This is a genomic window from Streptosporangium sp. NPDC049248 (assembly GCF_040678965.1).
In the GTDB taxonomy this organism is placed as follows: Bacteria; Actinomycetota; Actinomycetes; order Streptosporangiales; family Streptosporangiaceae; genus Streptosporangium; species Streptosporangium fukuiense.
Map to the genome: position 1 here is coordinate 164,165 of NZ_JBFAQY010000003.1, position 17,013 is coordinate 181,177.

A 17,013-nucleotide genomic window follows, 5' to 3' on the forward strand; every position below is an offset into this window, starting at 1 on the left:
ACGGTCCCGGCCTCGTACGTTCCCAGGCATGATCCGTAGGTTTCAGGTCGCGCTGCTGGCGTTCCTCGCGACCGGTACCGTCGCCTTCGTGTTGCCAAAATCCGAACCCGTGATCGCCGAGCCTCGCGGCGGCGAACCCATCGTCATCGGCCACCGGGGCGCCAGTGCCCACCGGCCCGAGCACACCCTGCTCTCGTACGAGGCGGCCATCGCGCTCGGCGCCGACTACATCGAGCCCGACCTGGTCGCGACCAAGGACCACGTGCTGGTCGCCAGGCACGAGAACGAGATCGGCGGCACCACGGACGTCGAGAGCCATCCCGAGTTCGCGGACCGCCGCACCACCAAGACCGTCAACGGCAGATCGATCACCGGCTGGTTCACCGAGGATTTCACGCTCGCCGAGCTGAAGACCCTCAGGGCCGAGGAGCGCATCCCCGACCTGCGCCCGCAGAACGCCGTCTTCAACGGCCTGGCGGAGATCCCCACCTTCGACGAGGTGGTCGAGCTGGCGCGGCGGCACGGGGTCGGGGTCTACCCGGAGACCAAGAGCCCGAGCTACTTCGACTCCCTCGGTCTCTCCCTGGAGGATCCGCTGCTGGAGGTGCTCGGCAGGCACGGCTGGAACGGGAACGGTGCCCCGGTCTTCATCCAGTCCTTCGAGACCGCCAACCTGCGCGAGCTGAGCAAGAGGACGGAACTGCCGCTGATCCAGTTGATCACCGCCGGCGGCGCCCCGTACGACTGGATCGCGGCCGGAGATCCGCGCAGCTACGACACCATGGTCACCCCCGCGGGGCTGCGTGAGGTGGCCGGTTACGCGGACGGTGTCGGCGTCGACACCCGGCGGATCGTGCCGGCGGGACCCGACGGCCGCCTGCTGCCGCCCACCACGTTCATCCGGGACGCCCACGAGGCGGGACTGAAGGTGCACGCCTGGACCGTCAGGAACGAGAACTCACACCTTCCGGTGGACTTCCGGCTGGGCAACCCGGCCAGCCCGGCCTTCCCCCGGGCCACCGGCGACGTGATGGGCTGGCTGGAGCGGCTCTACCGGCTCGGCCTGGACGGCGTCTTCGCCGACGACCCGGGCATGGCCAGGGCGGTGCGGGCGCGGGTGTTCTGACCCGCCGGGTTCGGTGGGCCTCCGCCCACGGTCTCCTCGGAACGGCCGACCAGAACATCCTCGCCGGGTGATGATCGTGCCCATGAAGGTCTTGGTACTGGGCGGAACTCGGGGAACATCAGCCCCGGACATAGTCCTGGCTGGCCATGGCCAGCCAGGACCTGCTTGGCGTACGGTGCGAACAAGCGCGGCGGTAGACCACCATCCCAGGCGTACATCGCCGTGCTGTCCCTGCGGGCGGTTGGAAACACTCAAGCCGTCCGCAGGGACAGCGGCGAGGTCAGAACGGTCCTCCAGCGGTAGCCCTCATCCCGGTTCAAATCGATCAGGGCGATGCACGACAAGGTGACAGGCACAGCATCGGCGTGCCGACCAAGCATCTCCCGGAGCGGAGCCAGCGGCACCCCGCTGGTGTTCACGTAGGCGAGACTGACATGTGGCCGGAAGCCCTCGGCGGCCTCCGGCACCCTGCCCTGTCCCCAGACCTCGGCGATGGCTTCACGGACAAGCCGGCGCGCCGCGGCCACGGCCTCGACAGGCCGCACCGGCAGATGTACGCCTTCGGCATCCGCCACCACTGGGCCTAGCGTCACCCGAATCGAGCCGAGGCCGGCCACCCGCTCGCTCACCGCGGCGCCGATCGCCGCCGGTTCCTCCTCGCCCACCTCGTCGGCGAAGCCGACGCCCTGAGTGGTCATATGCAGCCACTGGGGCGGGATGGGGTCGAGTATCGCCACGTCATCGAGATCGGGACGCATCCGCGCCACGAGATCGTGCACCTCGGGCTGGTCATCCACGAGGAAGTGCCAGGTGTAGAAGCTGCGGCCTGGCCGCCAGCCTGGCCGCCACCACCAGTGGTCGCGGGTCTCGATGTCGTCTCCTGCCAAGGGGGGGCACCCTTCCGTGTATGGTGTCTCGTCGCAGAACGCGCCGATAGCTTCTTTGATCACTCTGCCCTGCCCCCCGTTGCGGGACGCATCCGGGATCCGGCCGACGATCTCCGCGAGTTGGAGGAGCAGGGGCGCCGCACGCGCCTCCGGAGGGGTTTGCAGGACCGGCGCGAGCGCCTCGACCGCTCCGTCCAGAGCGCCGCCATCGATATGGGCCCGAACCATGTGGAGCACGGTCATCCGCTCGGTTCCCAGGTTCCGGGTCCGCCCGGGTCTGCCCTGGGAGATCTCCACGCTGCGGCTGGCCATCTCCAGCGCCTGGCACGGGTCCGACAGCACCAGGCAAGCGTCCGCCCAGTAGCTCAGCGCGCGTTCCGGCGCGCAGCTCAGCGGCCCGCCGGGGTAGTCCGCTCGCCCCGGTCCGACCTCCTGAGCGTGGCGTAGCATGATGCGCGCTTCGTCGCCGCGGCCGAGCCGGGCGTAGTCCAGGGCGAGAGTGCTGGCCAGCATCACCTCGGTCTCCCCGCCGGCCCGCATGGCGTAGCGAAGCCCGTGCTCGGCGTGGCGCAAGGCATTCTCTTTGCGGTCATCCCAGTAAGCGGCGACCTGCCGGGTCTTGCACACCCAGGCGAGCAGGCCACTATGTCCGCATTCCTCGGCAAAATGCCATGCGGCTCGTGCGTGGCCTTCGGCCGCGTCTGGGCGGCCCAGGTCGGTGCTGACCCACGCCAGGAACGTCATCGCCCAACCGGTGATTAGATACAGGTCTCTACGGCGACGCAGCGGCTGGTGTCTCTCCAGCAGTCGCAGGGCCTCATCTCGGATACGCCGCACGTCGACCAGCAGTGGCCCCGTGGGCACCTTCAGGTAGCTGGCCGCGATGCGCTGGAGGTCAGCGTTGAGGCGCTCGATCGTCGAGGCGCCGGCGTTACTGTTTTCGGCCTCGCTGAGAATGAGGTCGGATTCCCGGGCGTAGAGAGATAACTGTTCGCTGCTAGAAAGCGGCCGGAGATCACGTGTCTACGAAAGGGATGGTGACGCTACTTCGGCGGTTCCGGGAAATGCAGGCGATGCGCCCGGACTCGGCCCCGCTCCGGTGAAGTTAGCGTCAAGATGCCGGTAGTCGATGCGATCGATCTCGGCGCGGTCGGCGGCGTTGTATAGGGCGTACTCGGCGTTGGTGAGTAGCCGACGCCCCTGTACCTGGTAGATGCGGGCGAGGGCGTGCAGTGCCGCTATGCTCGGCCGCCGACCTTTCTCCGGCCAATGTTCGAATTGATAGATCCTGGCCTTGACCATGGTTGACTCGCCGGAATCGAGTTCGTTCCAGCGGTCGGCGACTTCCTGGTGGCTCGCGTTGATCGCCCACCGGAGCGCGATGCGGGGGCCGATTTCCGGATGGTCCGTTTCCCAGACGGCGGCGATTTGATCCCACGTCAGACCGCGGATCCTGAGCTGCTGGGAACGGTGCGCGCGTTGCCGCCTACCAGGATTGGTGGATTTGTCCATTACTGTGTCCGCCTGGTGTAAATAACGAAGCGCTTGGCTTTCACGGCGTACGCGCAGATTCGGCTTCTTGACAGCTAACTATTAAAGCGGGTCCAGAGTTCGCGCCCAGGCCAGAGCCTCGCCGGGCGCTAACTCTTCTGGCTCTCTACCCGCTGGGAATGCCTCCGGACACTTGGAGATCCCGCCACATAAAAGCGGAGCCCGCCACTGGTAGCCGACATCAGGACGGGCTCCTTGATCGCAAAGGAGCTGCGATCCATGAGCAAGGTTAGAGCCATTCGGATCCGCTGGGGAGCAGAGAAACCGCCGCTGCCACTCGGCTGCCGTTGGTGCGGACACGCCCCCTATGCCTACGACGCGCACTCTCTGCCGCATCGCCGCGACCACCGGTGGGAGCAGCCCACTCCCCGGCAGGTATGCGCCCGCATGGCCACCCGGCGGCGCCTGGGCCTGTGCGGTCCGATGCCTGCCGCTGTGCCGTCGCGCCCGCTGAAGACCCACCCGCCCATTACCACCCCCCAGCTATGGTCCGGCCGTCACACGCGGCCGATGACGGCCGCCCCCGGCCGGAGCCACCCGCCGGACGCCTTCCCGCCCCGACGATACGAGCCGCACCGGCGGGAGGTCTTCGCATGACGACCCCAGAGGGCGACACCCCCACAAGCAGGCGCGGCGGCAGTCCCGCCTCCCAGGCGATCGCCGCCGCGCCGTCGTCCGCCGCCCGGCTTCGCGCCGAAGAGCTGGCCGCCGAACTGGACCGCACCCACGGTATCTCGGCCGACGTCCACGAACTCGCCTCCGGCAACGCCATCGTTTCCGTCTACCGCGGCCTCCTGGCCTACACCGACGGTGAGAACTTCTGGTGGACCAGCCCCGAGCTCACCGGACCCGGCGACCACCCGCTCAGCGCCGCCTTGGAACCGGCCGCCGCCGCCGAGCGGCTCGCCGAGCACTACGCGATCCTGCGCACCCGCCCCGCCATCTCGCTGCTGGACGGCGAACTGCCGCTGCTGGCCGACGCGATCCTCGCCGACCATGTTGTCCCGCGCTGATGCCGACGCGGCCCGCGCCGCCCAGCAGGTGCAGGAGTACGCGCCGACCTGGCTGATTATGTGGAGCCTGCGACACCGCCGCTTCGAAGCCTGGCAGTGCGCCGACCCCAACGAATGCCGCATCGTCCACGCGGCCAGCGCCGCCGAACTGTGGGACCTCATGCAGCAGGCAGAAGTCAAGCTGCAGCGGATCTCGCCACCGCCGCTCCTGGCCTTGGGGCTCGTCCCCCACCCCCGCGTCCTGCCCATAGGGGGCGACGAACGAGTCCCGAGGCCCCACCACTCCCCGCAGGAAAGAGACAGGTCTTGATCCCGCCTCACGACACCCCGGCAGGCGACCGGCTGAACGTGGCCACCTGGCACCCGGGCGCCATCGCCGCCCTGCAGAGCCTGCGCATCGAGCTGCACACCCACCGCATCTACCCGGAGATCTTCTACGACCAAGGCCGGCCGCGACTCGTGGTCAGCGCTGACCTGACCGTGTGGGCCGACCAGGCGGGCACGGTCTTCTGCTGGGGCGCCTCCTTCATGGAAGAACCCGCCGACCAGGCGCCGACCGACGACGTGCCGCGAGTTGCGCACCGCATCGCCGGACGACTCGGCACGCACTACGCCGACCCGGTGACCCCACCCTGAGCTGGTGCGGCGGCACACCACACCCCGTCCCGTGCCGCCGCACCTTCAACTCCCCGCGGGCGGTGGTGCACAACCAGGGGCCGCCCGCGGGGCAGGCGACGCGCCATTGGAAAGACGGTCGCCATCTGGCCTGAATCTGTATGGCTGGTCATCCTGAACGCAGACACACGGTAACCGGCTATCTCCACCCCTTTTCGGTCACTTTGAGCACTTGTTTCGTTACAAGCTCCACCAAAGGGAGAACCGTGAAACGTCTCATCATCGACACCCATGCCAGCTCCTGCTACTTCCGGACATCGGTCGGAGGAGACGAGCGCAAAGCACTGGTGCAGATCACCGAGCGCTGCAACCTGCACTGCGCCCACTGCTTCGTCTCCTCCGGCGACTGGGGCGAGCACATGCGCCTGGAGGACCTGGTCGAGACCGTGTTCCCCCGGCTGCGCCGCGCCCGGGTCGAACGCCTGACCCTGACCGGAGGCGAACCGTTCGTCCACCCGAACATCATGGAGATCTGCCACGCCGTCGCCGACATGGGGCTGCCCCTGGGGATCTGCGCCAACGCCACGCAGACCACGCCCGAGCAGATCGCCACCCTGGCCAACCTCGGCAACGTCCACATCAACGTCAGCTTCGACGGGTTCCGGCCCGAAAGCCACGGCAAGTTCCGTGGCAACGTCAAGTCGTTCAACACCACCCTGGTCACCACCCGCGCCTTCGCCGAGGCCGGCCTGCTGCAAGGGCTACTGTCCACTCCCAACGCGCTCACCGATGTGGAGGAGTTCGGCGCGCTGTGCTCCTTCGCCGTCGAGATCGGCGCCGAGTACGTGCTGATGAACCCGCTGTCGTCGTTCGGCCGCGGGGTGAAGAGCCAGGGCCGCCTGGCCGCCGACGCCGACAAGATGCGCGCCATCGCCGACATCACCGGGCGGTTCCGCGAGCAGGGCATCGACGTCGTCCACATCCGCTTCCCCAACGACGACGGCAAGCCGCTCGCCGGCTGCGACGCCGGCAAGCTCATCTACGTCTTCGCCGACGGGCTCACCGCGGTCTGCCCCTACCTGGTGTTCGCCGCCCGCACCCCGCAGTCGCCCTACTCCGACCGAGAGTTCCTCGTCGGCAACATCCTCACCGACGAGGTCGTAGCGGCCCTGGACAGCTACGACCTCGCCGACAACCTCGGCATGGGCGACAACCCCACCTGCCGGTCGTGTTCGATGAACAGCAGCTGCGGTAAGGGCTGCCCGGCCGCGCTCATCTCCCGGGGGCAGCGGATCGGTGAAGTGGACACCGAACAGTGCCCCGTCCCCTTGTTGCAGATCACCACCCGCCCGTCATGACCGGCGGCCTGTTCATCGCGGTGGAAGGCCCCAACGGCGTCGGCAAGACCACCGCCGTCGCGCGCTTCGCCGACCGGCTCCGCTCAACTGGCCGCGCCGTCCACATGACCACCGAGCCGTCCGACACGCCGCTGGGGCGCCTGATCCGCACCAGCGAAGGCGCCCTGACCGGCCGGGCCCTGGCCCTGGCGGTGGCCGCCGACCGATACGCCCACCTGGAGGCCGAGATCCTCCCGGCACTCGCGGCCGGGAAGGTGGTGATCAGCGACCGCTACGTGCAGTCCTCCCTGGTGCTCCAGCGCCTCGACGGCCTGCCCCTGAGAGAGATCTGGCATTACAACGCTCATGTGCCACCTGCATCCCTATCCTTCTACCTGCACCACACCCCCGAAGTGCTATGGCAGCGGTTGGAGCAGCGCGCCAAGCGGTCACGCCTGGAGCGTGCCGGCTCACCCCGGCGAGAGCTCGACCTGTACGAGGACGCGTTCAGCTTTCTTGCCGCTCGCGGCTGGCGTCAGGCACGGATCGACTGCCGCGTTCTGACCCCGGACGGTGTGGTGGCGCAGCTCCTCCAGCACCTGAAGCAGTTCGAAACGTGATACGAGATGAGGTGAGCCAGATGGTCACAGCGCTGACCGTCAACATCGGGGCCGCATCCAGGGAGCGCGCCGAGCTGCTGCTGCGCTGGCTCATCTCCCGTCCCGAGGACGTGTTCCTGCTGACCGAGACCAGCGCGGGCACTGGCACCGCTTACCTGCTGGATCGGTTCCGCCGCGCAGGCTACGCGGTCGTCAAAACGCCCGACGAGGGCGAGCGAGGGGCGGCCCTGGTCAGCCGGATTCCCCTGGCCGGAGATCCCCTCCTGCTCCCCGGGGTGAGCATTCCCGGCCGGGTCGCCGCCGCGGTCCTCGACACGACTCCGCGGACATGGTTCCTCAGCGTCTACGTGCCCAGCCGGGACCGCAGCGCCGACAAGACCACCCGCAAGGAGCTGTTCATCACCTCCCTGCTCAAGGCCCTGCACGAGCTGCCCGCCGAGCAGCGCGACCACCTGGTGGTCGGCGGTGACTACAACGTGATCGCCGCCGATCACGTCCCTCGCCACCCGGGGTTCCTGCCGTTCGAGTTCAGCCTGCTGACCGAGCTGGAAGACCTCGGGTTCGTCGACGCCCACGCTCATCGCTCTCCGGGCGTGCAGGCACACAGCTGGATCGGCCGGACCGGCGCGGGCTACTGCTACGACTACTTCCACGTGGGCGCGGCCCTGGTCGACCGCATCGACGACTGCACCTATCTCCAAGAGACCCGCGAGCTGGGTCTGACCGACCACGCCGCGGTCCGACTGGACCTGGCCCTCGACGCCGTCCGCCTGCCGTACGGAAACCTCGCCGAGCCGGACGAGATCACACTGTTCTAGGCCGGCGCCAGCGCGGCGCGGACCAGCGAGTCGTAGGTGTCCCTCGTGCGCTCCAGCTCAACACCGAGCGAGCGGGCGAAGGCGTCCAGCTCGTCCTGTACGGCGGTGCCGGACTCCTGACCGCTCACCGTGCGCTCGATCTCGACGAACACGCCCGCGTGCTCGACTTCGTCCACGCAGATCACCATGCCGCCGAGTGTCGCGGTTCGGCGGGTCTTCACGATGCGGACCGTGGGGTGGAAGCCCATCGCGACGATGGCGTGGTGCATCTGCTCCCGGTCGGCGACCTCGGTCTCGTGCTCAAGGCAGGCCATCACGTTGTCCAGTGGCCGTTTGATCGTGAACAGGTGCCGATCGCGCTGGGTGCGCAGCCGGGCGAATGTGACACCGAGCTTGCTCTGCTCGTAGGTCCAGCCGTTCTCGGCGTACGCCTGGTCATCCTGCCGCGCCGGAGGCGAGAGGACCGCCCCGCGTCGGGCCAGCGCCTCCTCCAGGGCCGGCAGATCGCGCACCCGGTACTTGACCTCGATCTCCCGCACCCCATGTATCACGTCGGCCTCCCGTGTCTGCTGCGACGCAGGGAGCCTATCGAGAGCACTCTCAGCACGACGTGAAGTCCGCGTACACAGCTGACCCGAATGCGGATAGCCGCACAACACGAACACGGCCCGGCCCTCCGAAGAGGACCGGGGCCGTGTTCGTGCTCCCCGCCGGATCTTCGCCCGGGCCGTCCGTGCTCAGGCGACCTCGACCAGCTGCCCGGCGTCGTCCAGCGGGCGCAGCTCGTCTGCGTAGCTGACCGAGACGCGGCGCATCACGCCGCTGTCGCTGATCGAGTACTGGCCGAGACGCCAGAGCGGCGGCGAGTAGGCGTGGATCGAGACGCTGCCGTGCACCGCGCCGTTCAGCCGGTGGATGTGGTCGGGGCCGAAGGAGAAGGACTCCCCCTCGGAGATCACGGTCTCCAGGTGCTCGCCGCCGATCCGGGGGTTGCACTCCAGCAGCGTCCCGGCCACCACCCGGACCGCGCCGGAGGAGGTGTCGTGGTCGTGCCAGCCGGTGTCGTCCTCGGGCCGCCAGCACAGCAGCCAGACGTCGACGTGGGAGTCACGGTAGAGGGAGGCGTAGTGGCGGCCCCCCTCCTCGGGGAACTCGACCTGCTCCTCCCACCGCGAGGGGTCGGCGGCCAGCTCGTTGACCAGGTCGAGCAGCTCGCGCCGGTCGAGGACACGGGCGGGCAGGGTCTCGTAGCTCATGAGGACTCCCCGCCGCCGCTGTGCACTCGGGTGGCGCTCTCGGCGCTCGGGGCCGTCGTCGCCGGGAGCGCACAGCTCTCGCGGCCCTGGGACTGGTTCACTGACGCGACTCCTTCCGGTTCAACAGACGGTTGGGATTGGTGACCGCGATGGCGTGCCAGGCGGCGTCGCCGAGCCCGGGGTCCGGGGCGGTGGCATAGGGCTGGTCGGAACCGCTGACCACGACGTCGACACCGAGCTCGCGGATGATCGCGTCGATGGCGCGCGGACCGTAGGAGGAGGTCTCCAGGAAGACGCCGGGGTCGACCTGCCCCCGGCCCTCCCCGCCGCGGTTGGCCAGGCGCTCGGAGTGCAGCGGGGCCAGCCCGGCGAGCAGCGAGAAGCAGACCCGCAGGCGGGGGTGGCGGGCCCGGCCGAAGGCGGCGAAGGCGTACCAGGCGGCGTGCATCTGCTGCACGTACGGCACGACGGCGGGCCACCAGCCGGGCACTCCGGCCTCCTCGGCCTCCGGGGCGGGGCCGGGGTGCACGAAGAGCGGCAGGTCGCGCTCGCTGAGCACGTCGAGCAGTGGGGCGACCTCGGCCAGGCCGGCGGCGTCGCGCAGGGTGGTCGCGGGCAGCTGGAGCCCGGCGAACCCTCGCCCCGCATGCCGGGTGTCGAGGCTTTCGGCGAGTCTGCCCGGATCGATCTCGCTGAGGCAGGTCGCCGCCCAGGCGCCGAACGGCGCGGGCAGGGCCAGGGCGTCCTCGTGGTAGGCGTCGATGATCGGCCAGGACTCCTCGGGCGGCAGCGACTCGATGCCGAGCGGGCTGGACAGCGACACCAGGGCCAGGGCGAGGTCCGAGTTCAGCGCGAGGCGTGCGGCGAGGTCGTGGTCCGCGGGGTTGACCCGGTAGGGGGGCTCGCCGTCCGTGTGGAGGATCCAGCCGTCGAGGCGGGGGGCGGCCGTGCGGCGCCTGAGCGTGTCGACGAACGCGGGCGTCCACAGGTGCTGGTGAACGTCGACGGTCACGACCGGCCTCCTCCCGGGCTATCGAGGTATTCCCTACCTAGAATATAGGTAACCACTCTCACCATGCCACATCCAACAGTGACACGGTTCAGTGAACCGTTTCAGTGAACCGTTTCACCCCATGTTGTGTCAATACCTCCGGAAAGATGCGATCCGCTCCGGAGCGCACTCCCGGAGGCCCTGAGGAATAGGCTGGTCCGATGCCCCAGCCTCGGAAACGAGCGACCATACGTGAGGTGGCGAAGGCCACCGGCCTGTCACCCGCCGCCGTCTCGTACGCGCTGCGCGGCATGCAGGTCTCGGAGGAGACCATCGAGCGGGTACGCCGGGCCGCGGCCGAACTCGGCTACGAGGCCGACCCCATCGCCCGCGCGCTGGCCAGCGGCAGAACCGGCATGATCGGCCTGCTCTGCGGTTCGCTGGAGGATCTCTGGCAGCAGGCGCTGGCCGTCGGCATCGGCCGCGCGCTCAAGGACAACGACCGCTACGCCCTGATCCTGGACGCCGCGGGTGACCCCGCCAGGGAGCACACGCTCGCCAGGCAGCTCCGCGACCAGCGGGTGGACGCGCTGATCGTGCAGCCGGTCGACCCCGCGGCACCGCTCTGGGCCGAGCTGTGCGAGGGGCTGCCGGTGGTGTCGATCGGTGACGCGCTGGCCGGCGCGCGCGCCGCGGGCGAGGTCGTCTTCGACAACAGGGCCGGGGTGACCCTGGCCCTGGAACACCTGCGCGAGCGGGGGCACCGACGCCTGGCCATCCTCACCTCGACCAGGGCCAGCACCCCCGACAGGCCCGCCGACGTGCACGTCATGGCCGAGGCCGGCCGGCTGGATCTGGACATCGAGCTGGTCACCGCCCCGCAGTCGCCGGCCTCCGCCACCAGGGTGGCCGGCGAGATGCTCGACGCCGGGCACCGGGCGTTCTTCTGCTTCGCAGACTCGATCGCCTACGGGGTCTACGCGGCCTCGACCGAGCGGGGGCTGGTCATCCCGTCGGAGGTGTCGGTGATGGGCTACGACGACCACCCCATGTCGGGACTGCTCACCCCCGGCCTGACCACCGTCGACTGGGACATCGACGGCATCGTCCGCGCCGCCGTCCGGATGGTGGTGGCCGCCGCCGACGGCAACCCGCGCCGTCGCCGCATCGTCCAGGCACCCCAGCTCCGCGAGCGTGGCTCGGTCGGCTGACCGGCGGGCGGTCAGCGAGGGGCGAGGCCGGGCAGTAGTCCGCGTGCCACGTCGAGGTCGGCGTCCAGCGGGCGGTCGGCCGGCGCGGGATCGAGGGGCAGGTCGCAGGGGACGCCGCGCAGGCGCAGGGTCCGTACGGAGGCCACCAGCTCGCAGGCCAGGACGATCTCCAGCGGCTCGATGGCGGCGAGCGCGGAGCGGGCCGCCTGCGGGGTGAAGCTCGCGTGGTCCTCGGTCCCCAGGGAGAGCACGGCGCCGCCCAGGGTGACGGGGGCGGCCAGATGGCGCAGCTCGGCCAGCGCGGAGTGCGCGACGTATTCGAGGATCATCACCCCGGAGCCGCCGGGGTGCTCGGCGAGGAAGGGGAGCAGCCCCGTATGGGCCGGGTCGTTCAGGGTGGCGAGCCTGGCGGCGCTCATCGTCGCGGTCTGCACGAGCGCGGCCCGCAGGGCGTCGAGGGCGAGCGCGACCCGTGCCGAGTGGAAGTTGCCGTTGTGCCACGCCCGGCCATCGGCGATCAACGGGTTCTCCGGAGCCGCGTTCATCTCCTCGGCGACGGTCCGCTCCGCGTGGCGAAGAGCGTCGAGTGCGGCCCCGTGTACCTGCGGGAAGGCGCGGTAGCCGTACGGATCCTGCACGCGGCGCGGGCTGGTGACGCCGACCAGGTCACGCAGCCCGGCCGCGACCGAGGTCTGTTCGGGGCCGCGCTGCACGACGGGGGAGAGCGGTTCCAGTGAGGCCTCGACGGCGAGGAAGGAGCGGGCCGCGACCGCGGTGGCGGCGGACAGCAGGACTCCCAGGCGGTGGCAGGCCAGCGCGGCGTCCGCCAGGGTCGCCGCGCCCGAGCTGATGAACGGCAGCGCGTCACCGGCGGCGAGCGCGAACCGGGGTACGGGCTCACCGGCCCGCGTTCCGGGAGCAGGGCTTTCGGCCTGTGCGTCTTCGGTCTGTGCGTTCTTCTCGGTTCGTACGCCCTCGGCGGGAGGTCTCCAGGCGAGCTCGCCCACCAGGCAGAGCGCGGTGGTGGCCAGGGCGGTGAGGTCGCCGGTGCCGATGGCGCCGTAGGTGCGGATCGGCGGGGTCAGGCCCCGGTTGACGGCGGCGGCGAGCACCGGCAGGAGTGCGGGGTCGACCCCCGAGCCGCCGGCGAGTAGCTGGTTGAGCCGGACGACGAGGGTGGCGCGGGCACGAAACTCCTCGATCCGCGGTCCCGCGCCGCCCGCGTGGCTGCGGAGCAGGTCGAGACCGGCGGCCTCGGTCTCCACGTCCTTGTTGGCGCCCACCCCGGTGGTCCGGCCGTACACCGGCCCTTCGAGCAGGGTGGCCGTCCGCCACGCCGCCCGCGCGCGGGCCGTGGAGCCCAGTGCGACCCCGGAGCCGTGAGCCGCCCGATCGACCTGCTCGCAGGTCAGGTGGGCGCCGTCAAGGAGGACGACCATCGACTCAGTCGCCGACGATCGCGTCGAGGATCAGGTCGAGGATCCAGCTGACCAGGCCGATGACGATCGCGCCCCAGAACGCGGGCCAGAAGCCCTCCACGTGGAAGGGCAGGCTGAGCTCCTTGGCGATCCAACTGGTCAGCATGAGCAGTCCGGCGTTGACGACCAGGGCGAACAGGCCCAGCGTGAGGATGTAGAAGGCGCAGCCGAGCGTCTTGATGATGGGCTTGAGGACGGCGTTGACGATCCCGAACACCAGGGCGACGGCGAGCAGCGTGCCGATCTCCTTGACGGGGGTCTGCGCGGACACTGTGATGCCGTCCACGAGCCGGGTCGCCGCCCACAGGGCGGCGGCCACCACCAGTATTTTGATGATTATCTTCACGTTTGGGCATCCTCGCATGGATGGTCGGGCGGGCGGCAGATCTGCAGCCCGAAGCGGATATATACGGACACTAGACACTTTGCTAGTCGGCTGAGCGCCTGCTGATCCGATCGATACCGAGTGCCACGGGCACGGTGATCATGGTGGCCGGGGAGGCGGACCGAGTTCCGGCTTCCGGGCAAAGTTTCGCATCCATGACCGGATGCGGTCACGAAAGTGGCGAGATCTTGTCAGGTGCGTCGCCGTCTCGCGAGGAGGACCGCTACCGGATGAGAAAGTCCCAGATGAGAAGTGTGAATCGCCGAGGGGGCCTCATCATGTCGGACGATCGACCATCCAGCGGCCGATCAGGAGATCAGTCCACCGGAGGCGGGACGGAACCCGGAACCCGGCCCGTCCCCAAGCCGGGCCCAAGGCCGGGTCCCGCCCCCAAACCCGGCCCCGGCCCGGCTCCCAAGCCTGGTCCCGGTCCCGGTTCGGCTCCCAAACCCGGACCTGTCCCCGGCCCCGGCCCCAAGCCCGGTCCCAAGCCTGGTCCTGGCCTCAAGCCTGGCCCTGAGTCCGGCCCCGGTTCGGCTCCCAAGCCTGGCCCTGAGTCCGGCCCCGGTTCGGCTCCCAAGCCCGGCCCTGAGTCCGGCCCCGGTTCGGCTCCCAAGCCCGGCCCTGAGTCCGGCCCCGGTTCGGCTCCCAAGCCCGGCCCCGGGTCCGGCCCCGGTTCGGCTCCCAAGCCTGGCCCCGGTTCGGCTCCCAAACCCGGTCCCAAGCCTGGCCCCGCCCCCGGACCCGGCCCCAGGCCCGGTCCCACCCCCGCCTCCGGTCCCGGCACCGGAGGCGGCACCGGCGCCGGGAGGACCGCCGCCGCGAACGGGACGCCGGCACGTGCCGCCGGACGTACGGTGTCGCGGGAGATCCGGCTGGCGTCACGGCCCTCGGGCTGGCCGGTCCCGGAGAACTTCGAGCTGGCCGAGGTCGAGTCTCCCCCTCCGGGGGAGGGGGAGATCGGGGTCCGCAACCTCTTCATGAGCGTCGACCCGTACATGCGGGGACGTATGAACGACGCCGAGTCCTACACCCCGCCCTTCCGGATCGGCGCCCCCCTCGACGGCGGGGCCGTCGGCGAGGTCGTCGTGTCGCGCTCGCCGGACCTCGCCCCCGGGGACATCGTCACCCACGGGTACGGCTGGCGCGAGTACGCCGTGCTCGACGCGGGGCAGGCCCGCAAGGTCGAGGAGATCCCGGGCGTCCCGCTCTCCGCCTACCTCGGGGCGCTGGGCATGACCGGCCTCACCGCGTACGTGGGCCTGCTCGACATCGCGCACTTCAAGAAGGGCGAGGCGGTGTTCGTGTCCGGCGCGGCCGGGTCGGTGGGCAGCCTGGTCGGGCAGATCGCCCGGCTGAAGGGCGCCTCGCGGGTGGTGGGCAGCGCCGGGTCGCCGGAGAAGGTCGCGTACCTGATCCATGACCTCGGCTTCGACGCCGCCTTCGACTACCGCGACGGCCGGATCCGCGAGCAGCTCGCCGAGGCGGCCCCCGACGGGATCGACGTCTACTTCGACAACGTCGGCGGTGACCAGCTGCAGGCGGCCATCGACGAGCTGAGGATGTACGGCAGGGTCGCGATGTGCGGCGCGATCTCGGTCTACAACGCCACCGAGCCGGTACCGGGCCCGAACAACCTCTTCCTGGCCGTGGGAAAGCGACTCACCCTGCGCGGATTCATCGTCTCCGACCACCAGGCGCGGCTGCCCGACATGATCGCCGAGCTGGGCGCCTGGCTCCGCGAGGGCAGGCTCGTCTCGATGGAGACCGTCGTCGACGGCCTGGAGAACGCCCCTCGGGCGTTCATCGACATGCTCCGCGGCGCCAACACCGGAAAAATGCTGGTCAGGCTGGCGCGCTGACTGCGCGTACCGCCGATCGCGCATGATGGTCGCAATCTCGGGGCAGAAGGGGCGTGAGGGGGTGGGTCTGTTGGAAACGGATGAGCTTGAGTCGCTGTCGGCCCAGGAACTGCATGATCGCGCGGTCCACTACGCCGTGCATCACGGAGATCTCGGCTTTCTGTGGGAGTTGCTCTCCTTGATCCCGGCGGCGGAGGCGTCATCGGGACGCGAGGACGAGACGACCAACGACCTCAGCCGGATCTCGGCCCTGCTCAGTGACGCCATGGTCTCGGGTCACGGGGAGCTGGGTGAGGCACTGCGCCCGTTCTACATCGAATACCTGTCCAAACATCCCGATGCCTGAGGCGGGTGTCCTCCCTCGGTAGGGTGATCCGCAGATCGAGGAAGGCCGGGGAGGAGCGCCATGGCGCGGGTGAGAGTGGAACGGACCGAGGACGGGTTCGTGGCGCGTAACGACCGCGGAGCCGAGGTCGCCATGGGCAGCGGTGACGAGCAGGGCACTTTCACCCCGGTCGAACTGCTGCTCGCGGCGCTCGGCGGCTGCAACATCGTCACCGTGGAGCCGCTGACGGCCCAGCGCGGCCACCGCATGGTCCGCCTGGCGATGACCGTTCAGGCGGAGAAGATCGAGGCGAGCAGGCTGGGGCCGATCACCATCAGCTACGACGTGGAGCTGCCCGAGGGCGACGAGAAGGCCGCCGAGGTGCTTCGCGCGGTGGCCCACCGCGTCGAGGAGAGGTACTGCACGGTGAGCCGGGCACTGCGGGAGAAGACCGAGGTCGGCCTCGAACTCCCCTGACCCGGACCGGCCGGCTCCCGGTCCGAGCTCGAACCAGGGAGATCGGTCTCCGGTCCGTGTCCGAAACAGGCCGATCTACCGGAGAAAAGGCGAATTTTCGGGTATTCGGTGGGGGTGACGGAGGCTTCGGTGATACCGGGTCAAGGTTGGGTGTAGGCGCAAAATCAACCTTTGGATGACGCGCCCGTTACATTTGGCCAGGTAGTGTTGTTGCAGGTCAAGGGGTCTGCGAAGCCCGGGGGGAGCGTTGCAGAGACTTTTCACCGGATAAAGAACGCGAGGGGGATCGCGTTCCTGAGCGGAGCCGCCGGAGTCTTGGGGGAGACGATGGCAAAGCCCGCGAGGAGATCGGGGCCGGACAGTTGGGGGACTGTCCGGCCCCGAGTCTATTCCGGAGCAGGACAGCCGCCGGAGTCGACGGCAGACCCCGCGAGGAGATCGGGGCCGGGCGGTCGGGGGACTGTCCGGCCCCGACCCTGTGTGCGGGCCGGACCGCCGAGAACGGCCCGGCCCCGAGCCTCTCGCGGGGAGCAGGGCGGCGGTCAACCGAGGTGCGATCGCGCCGGAGCTGCTGCTAGAGTTACCCCCGTCGCAAGCGCCGCTAGCTCAGTTGGTTAGAGCAGCTGACTCTTAATCAGCGGGTCCGGGGTTCGAGTCCCTGGCGGCGCACTTGCGAGAAGCCCAGGTCGGCATCGTCGGCCTGGGCTTCTCTTCGTGTGCGGGCCGATCTGGCGACGAGCCCTCCGGCCACCTGGGACGTTCGTTGGCGGACCTCGCCGGCCGGGCTCGAACCGGCGTCCACCCGGTCCCGAGCCGGGCGCTCTACCTCTGAGCTACAGCGAGGCCACGTCCATCGCGTGCGGCACCGCCGGCCGGGCTCGAACCGGCGCCCACCTGGATGAAGAGCCAGGCGTTCTACCACTGAACTACAGCGGGCCGCACCCCAGTGTGCTCGATACCGCGTGGCGGACGCCACCGAATAACGGCGTCGCCGACAGGCCCGCACCGGCGTTCATCCGATCCGAGGCCGGGCGGCGCCACCGCTGATCCTGCGGCAGGGC

At 69.8% G+C, this 17,013-nt stretch carries 18 protein-coding genes and 3 tRNA genes; 12 read left to right on the top strand and 9 right to left on the bottom strand.

Translation table 11 applies throughout. The features are described 5' to 3' along the window. Nucleotides 1-28 precede the first annotated feature (28 nt). Complete coding sequence (locus AB0K21_RS07375; protein WP_343962971.1) at nucleotides 29-1,126, top strand: glycerophosphodiester phosphodiesterase; 1,098 nt, start codon at nucleotides 29-31, stop codon at nucleotides 1,124-1,126. 251 nt (nucleotides 1,127-1,377) lie between these two features. Here AB0K21_RS07375 and AB0K21_RS07380 read toward each other — a convergent pair whose 3' ends face one another. Then, on the bottom strand, nucleotides 1,378-2,757 hold the full coding sequence (locus tag AB0K21_RS07380; protein ID WP_364148611.1) for a 2'-5' RNA ligase family protein: 1,380 nt from the start codon (nucleotides 2,755-2,757) through the stop codon (nucleotides 1,378-1,380). A 279-nt stretch (nucleotides 2,758-3,036) separates the two neighbouring features. Then, nucleotides 3,037-3,525, bottom strand: a complete 489-nt coding sequence (locus AB0K21_RS07385) for a hypothetical protein (protein WP_343962967.1) — start codon at nucleotides 3,523-3,525, stop codon at nucleotides 3,037-3,039. A gap of 632 nt (nucleotides 3,526-4,157) precedes the next feature. On the opposite strand from AB0K21_RS07385, the gene AB0K21_RS07390 reads away from it, so the two are divergent. The 6 genes from AB0K21_RS07390 (at nucleotide 4,158) to AB0K21_RS07415 (ending at nucleotide 7,967) form a co-directional block, all read left to right on the top strand. After that, the gene (locus tag AB0K21_RS07390) at nucleotides 4,158-4,577 is read left to right on the top strand and encodes a hypothetical protein (protein ID WP_343962965.1); all 420 of its coding nucleotides are present in this window, start codon (nucleotides 4,158-4,160) and stop codon (nucleotides 4,575-4,577) included. Beyond that, on the top strand, nucleotides 4,561-4,887 hold the full coding sequence (locus tag AB0K21_RS07395) for a hypothetical protein (protein ID WP_343962963.1): 327 nt from the start codon (nucleotides 4,561-4,563) through the stop codon (nucleotides 4,885-4,887). The genes AB0K21_RS07390 and AB0K21_RS07395 overlap by 17 nt, the downstream gene beginning before the upstream one ends. Next, nucleotides 4,884-5,213, top strand: a complete 330-nt coding sequence (locus AB0K21_RS07400) for a hypothetical protein (RefSeq protein ID WP_343962962.1) — start codon at nucleotides 4,884-4,886, stop codon at nucleotides 5,211-5,213. Before AB0K21_RS07395 ends, AB0K21_RS07400 begins: the two co-directional genes overlap by 4 nt. 245 nt (nucleotides 5,214-5,458) lie before the next feature. Further along, nucleotides 5,459-6,550, top strand: a complete 1,092-nt coding sequence (locus AB0K21_RS07405; RefSeq protein WP_343962960.1) for a radical SAM protein — start codon at nucleotides 5,459-5,461, stop codon at nucleotides 6,548-6,550. Further along, the gene (tmk, locus tag AB0K21_RS07410) at nucleotides 6,547-7,149 is read left to right on the top strand and encodes a dTMP kinase (RefSeq protein WP_343962958.1); all 603 of its coding nucleotides are present in this window, start codon (nucleotides 6,547-6,549) and stop codon (nucleotides 7,147-7,149) included. Before AB0K21_RS07405 ends, tmk begins: the two co-directional genes overlap by 4 nt. A 20-nt stretch (nucleotides 7,150-7,169) precedes the next feature. Continuing rightward, entirely contained in the window at nucleotides 7,170-7,967 is a 798-nt protein-coding gene (locus tag AB0K21_RS07415) for an endonuclease/exonuclease/phosphatase family protein (protein WP_343962957.1), read from the top strand. Here AB0K21_RS07415 and cyaB read toward each other — a convergent pair. From cyaB to AB0K21_RS07430, 3 genes are all read right to left on the bottom strand, one after another. After that, nucleotides 7,964-8,518: a class IV adenylate cyclase gene (cyaB, locus tag AB0K21_RS07420; RefSeq protein ID WP_343962955.1), complete on the bottom strand. Its 555-nt coding sequence runs from the start codon at nucleotides 8,516-8,518 to the stop codon at nucleotides 7,964-7,966. The two genes, AB0K21_RS07415 and cyaB, sit on opposite strands and share 4 nt — an antisense overlap. Nucleotides 8,519-8,704: 186 nt before the next feature. Continuing rightward, on the bottom strand, nucleotides 8,705-9,223 hold the full coding sequence (locus AB0K21_RS07425; protein ID WP_343962954.1) for a cysteine dioxygenase family protein: 519 nt from the start codon (nucleotides 9,221-9,223) through the stop codon (nucleotides 8,705-8,707). A gap of 97 nt (nucleotides 9,224-9,320) precedes the next feature. Further along, entirely contained in the window at nucleotides 9,321-10,235 is a 915-nt protein-coding gene (locus AB0K21_RS07430) for an amidohydrolase (protein WP_343962953.1), read from the bottom strand. A 236-nt stretch (nucleotides 10,236-10,471) separates the two neighbouring features. On the opposite strand from AB0K21_RS07430, the gene AB0K21_RS07435 reads away from it, so the two are divergent. Further along, on the top strand, nucleotides 10,472-11,425 hold the full coding sequence (locus AB0K21_RS07435; RefSeq protein ID WP_343962952.1) for a LacI family DNA-binding transcriptional regulator: 954 nt from the start codon (nucleotides 10,472-10,474) through the stop codon (nucleotides 11,423-11,425). An 11-nt stretch (nucleotides 11,426-11,436) separates the two neighbouring features. Here the strand turns inward: AB0K21_RS07435 and AB0K21_RS07440 are convergent, their stop codons facing one another. Both AB0K21_RS07440 and AB0K21_RS07445 read right to left on the bottom strand, forming a co-directional pair. Next, nucleotides 11,437-12,864: an aromatic amino acid ammonia-lyase gene (locus tag AB0K21_RS07440; RefSeq protein ID WP_343962951.1), complete on the bottom strand. Its 1,428-nt coding sequence runs from the start codon at nucleotides 12,862-12,864 to the stop codon at nucleotides 11,437-11,439. Nucleotides 12,865-12,868: 4 nt separating this feature from the next. Next, nucleotides 12,869-13,249 (bottom strand): phage holin family protein, encoded by a 381-nt coding sequence (locus tag AB0K21_RS07445; RefSeq protein WP_343962950.1) that lies wholly within the window; start codon nucleotides 13,247-13,249, stop codon nucleotides 12,869-12,871. A gap of 896 nt (nucleotides 13,250-14,145) precedes the next feature. Here AB0K21_RS07445 and AB0K21_RS07450 point away from each other — a divergent pair. The 4 genes from AB0K21_RS07450 to AB0K21_RS07465 all read left to right on the top strand — a co-directional run bounded on the left by AB0K21_RS07450 (nucleotide 14,146) and on the right by AB0K21_RS07465 (nucleotide 16,621). After that, complete coding sequence (locus AB0K21_RS07450) at nucleotides 14,146-15,150, top strand: NADP-dependent oxidoreductase (RefSeq protein ID WP_343962949.1); 1,005 nt, start codon at nucleotides 14,146-14,148, stop codon at nucleotides 15,148-15,150. Nucleotides 15,151-15,211: 61 nt separating this feature from the next. Beyond that, nucleotides 15,212-15,496: a hypothetical protein gene (locus AB0K21_RS07455; protein WP_343962948.1), complete on the top strand. Its 285-nt coding sequence runs from the start codon at nucleotides 15,212-15,214 to the stop codon at nucleotides 15,494-15,496. A gap of 60 nt (nucleotides 15,497-15,556) precedes the next feature. Continuing rightward, a complete protein-coding gene (locus AB0K21_RS07460; protein WP_343962947.1) occupies nucleotides 15,557-15,952 on the top strand; it encodes an OsmC family protein in 396 nt (131 codons plus the stop codon). Between the two features lie 595 nt (nucleotides 15,953-16,547). Then, nucleotides 16,548-16,621: transfer RNA gene (locus tag AB0K21_RS07465), tRNA-Lys, on the top strand. Between the two features lie 102 nt (nucleotides 16,622-16,723). On the opposite strand, the gene AB0K21_RS07470 is transcribed toward AB0K21_RS07465, so the two are convergent. Further along, nucleotides 16,724-16,795 (bottom strand) — tRNA-Pro (locus AB0K21_RS07470). 20 nt (nucleotides 16,796-16,815) lie between these two features. Continuing rightward, nucleotides 16,816-16,888 (bottom strand) — tRNA-Lys (locus AB0K21_RS07475). Nucleotides 16,889-17,013: the final 125 nt, after the last annotated feature.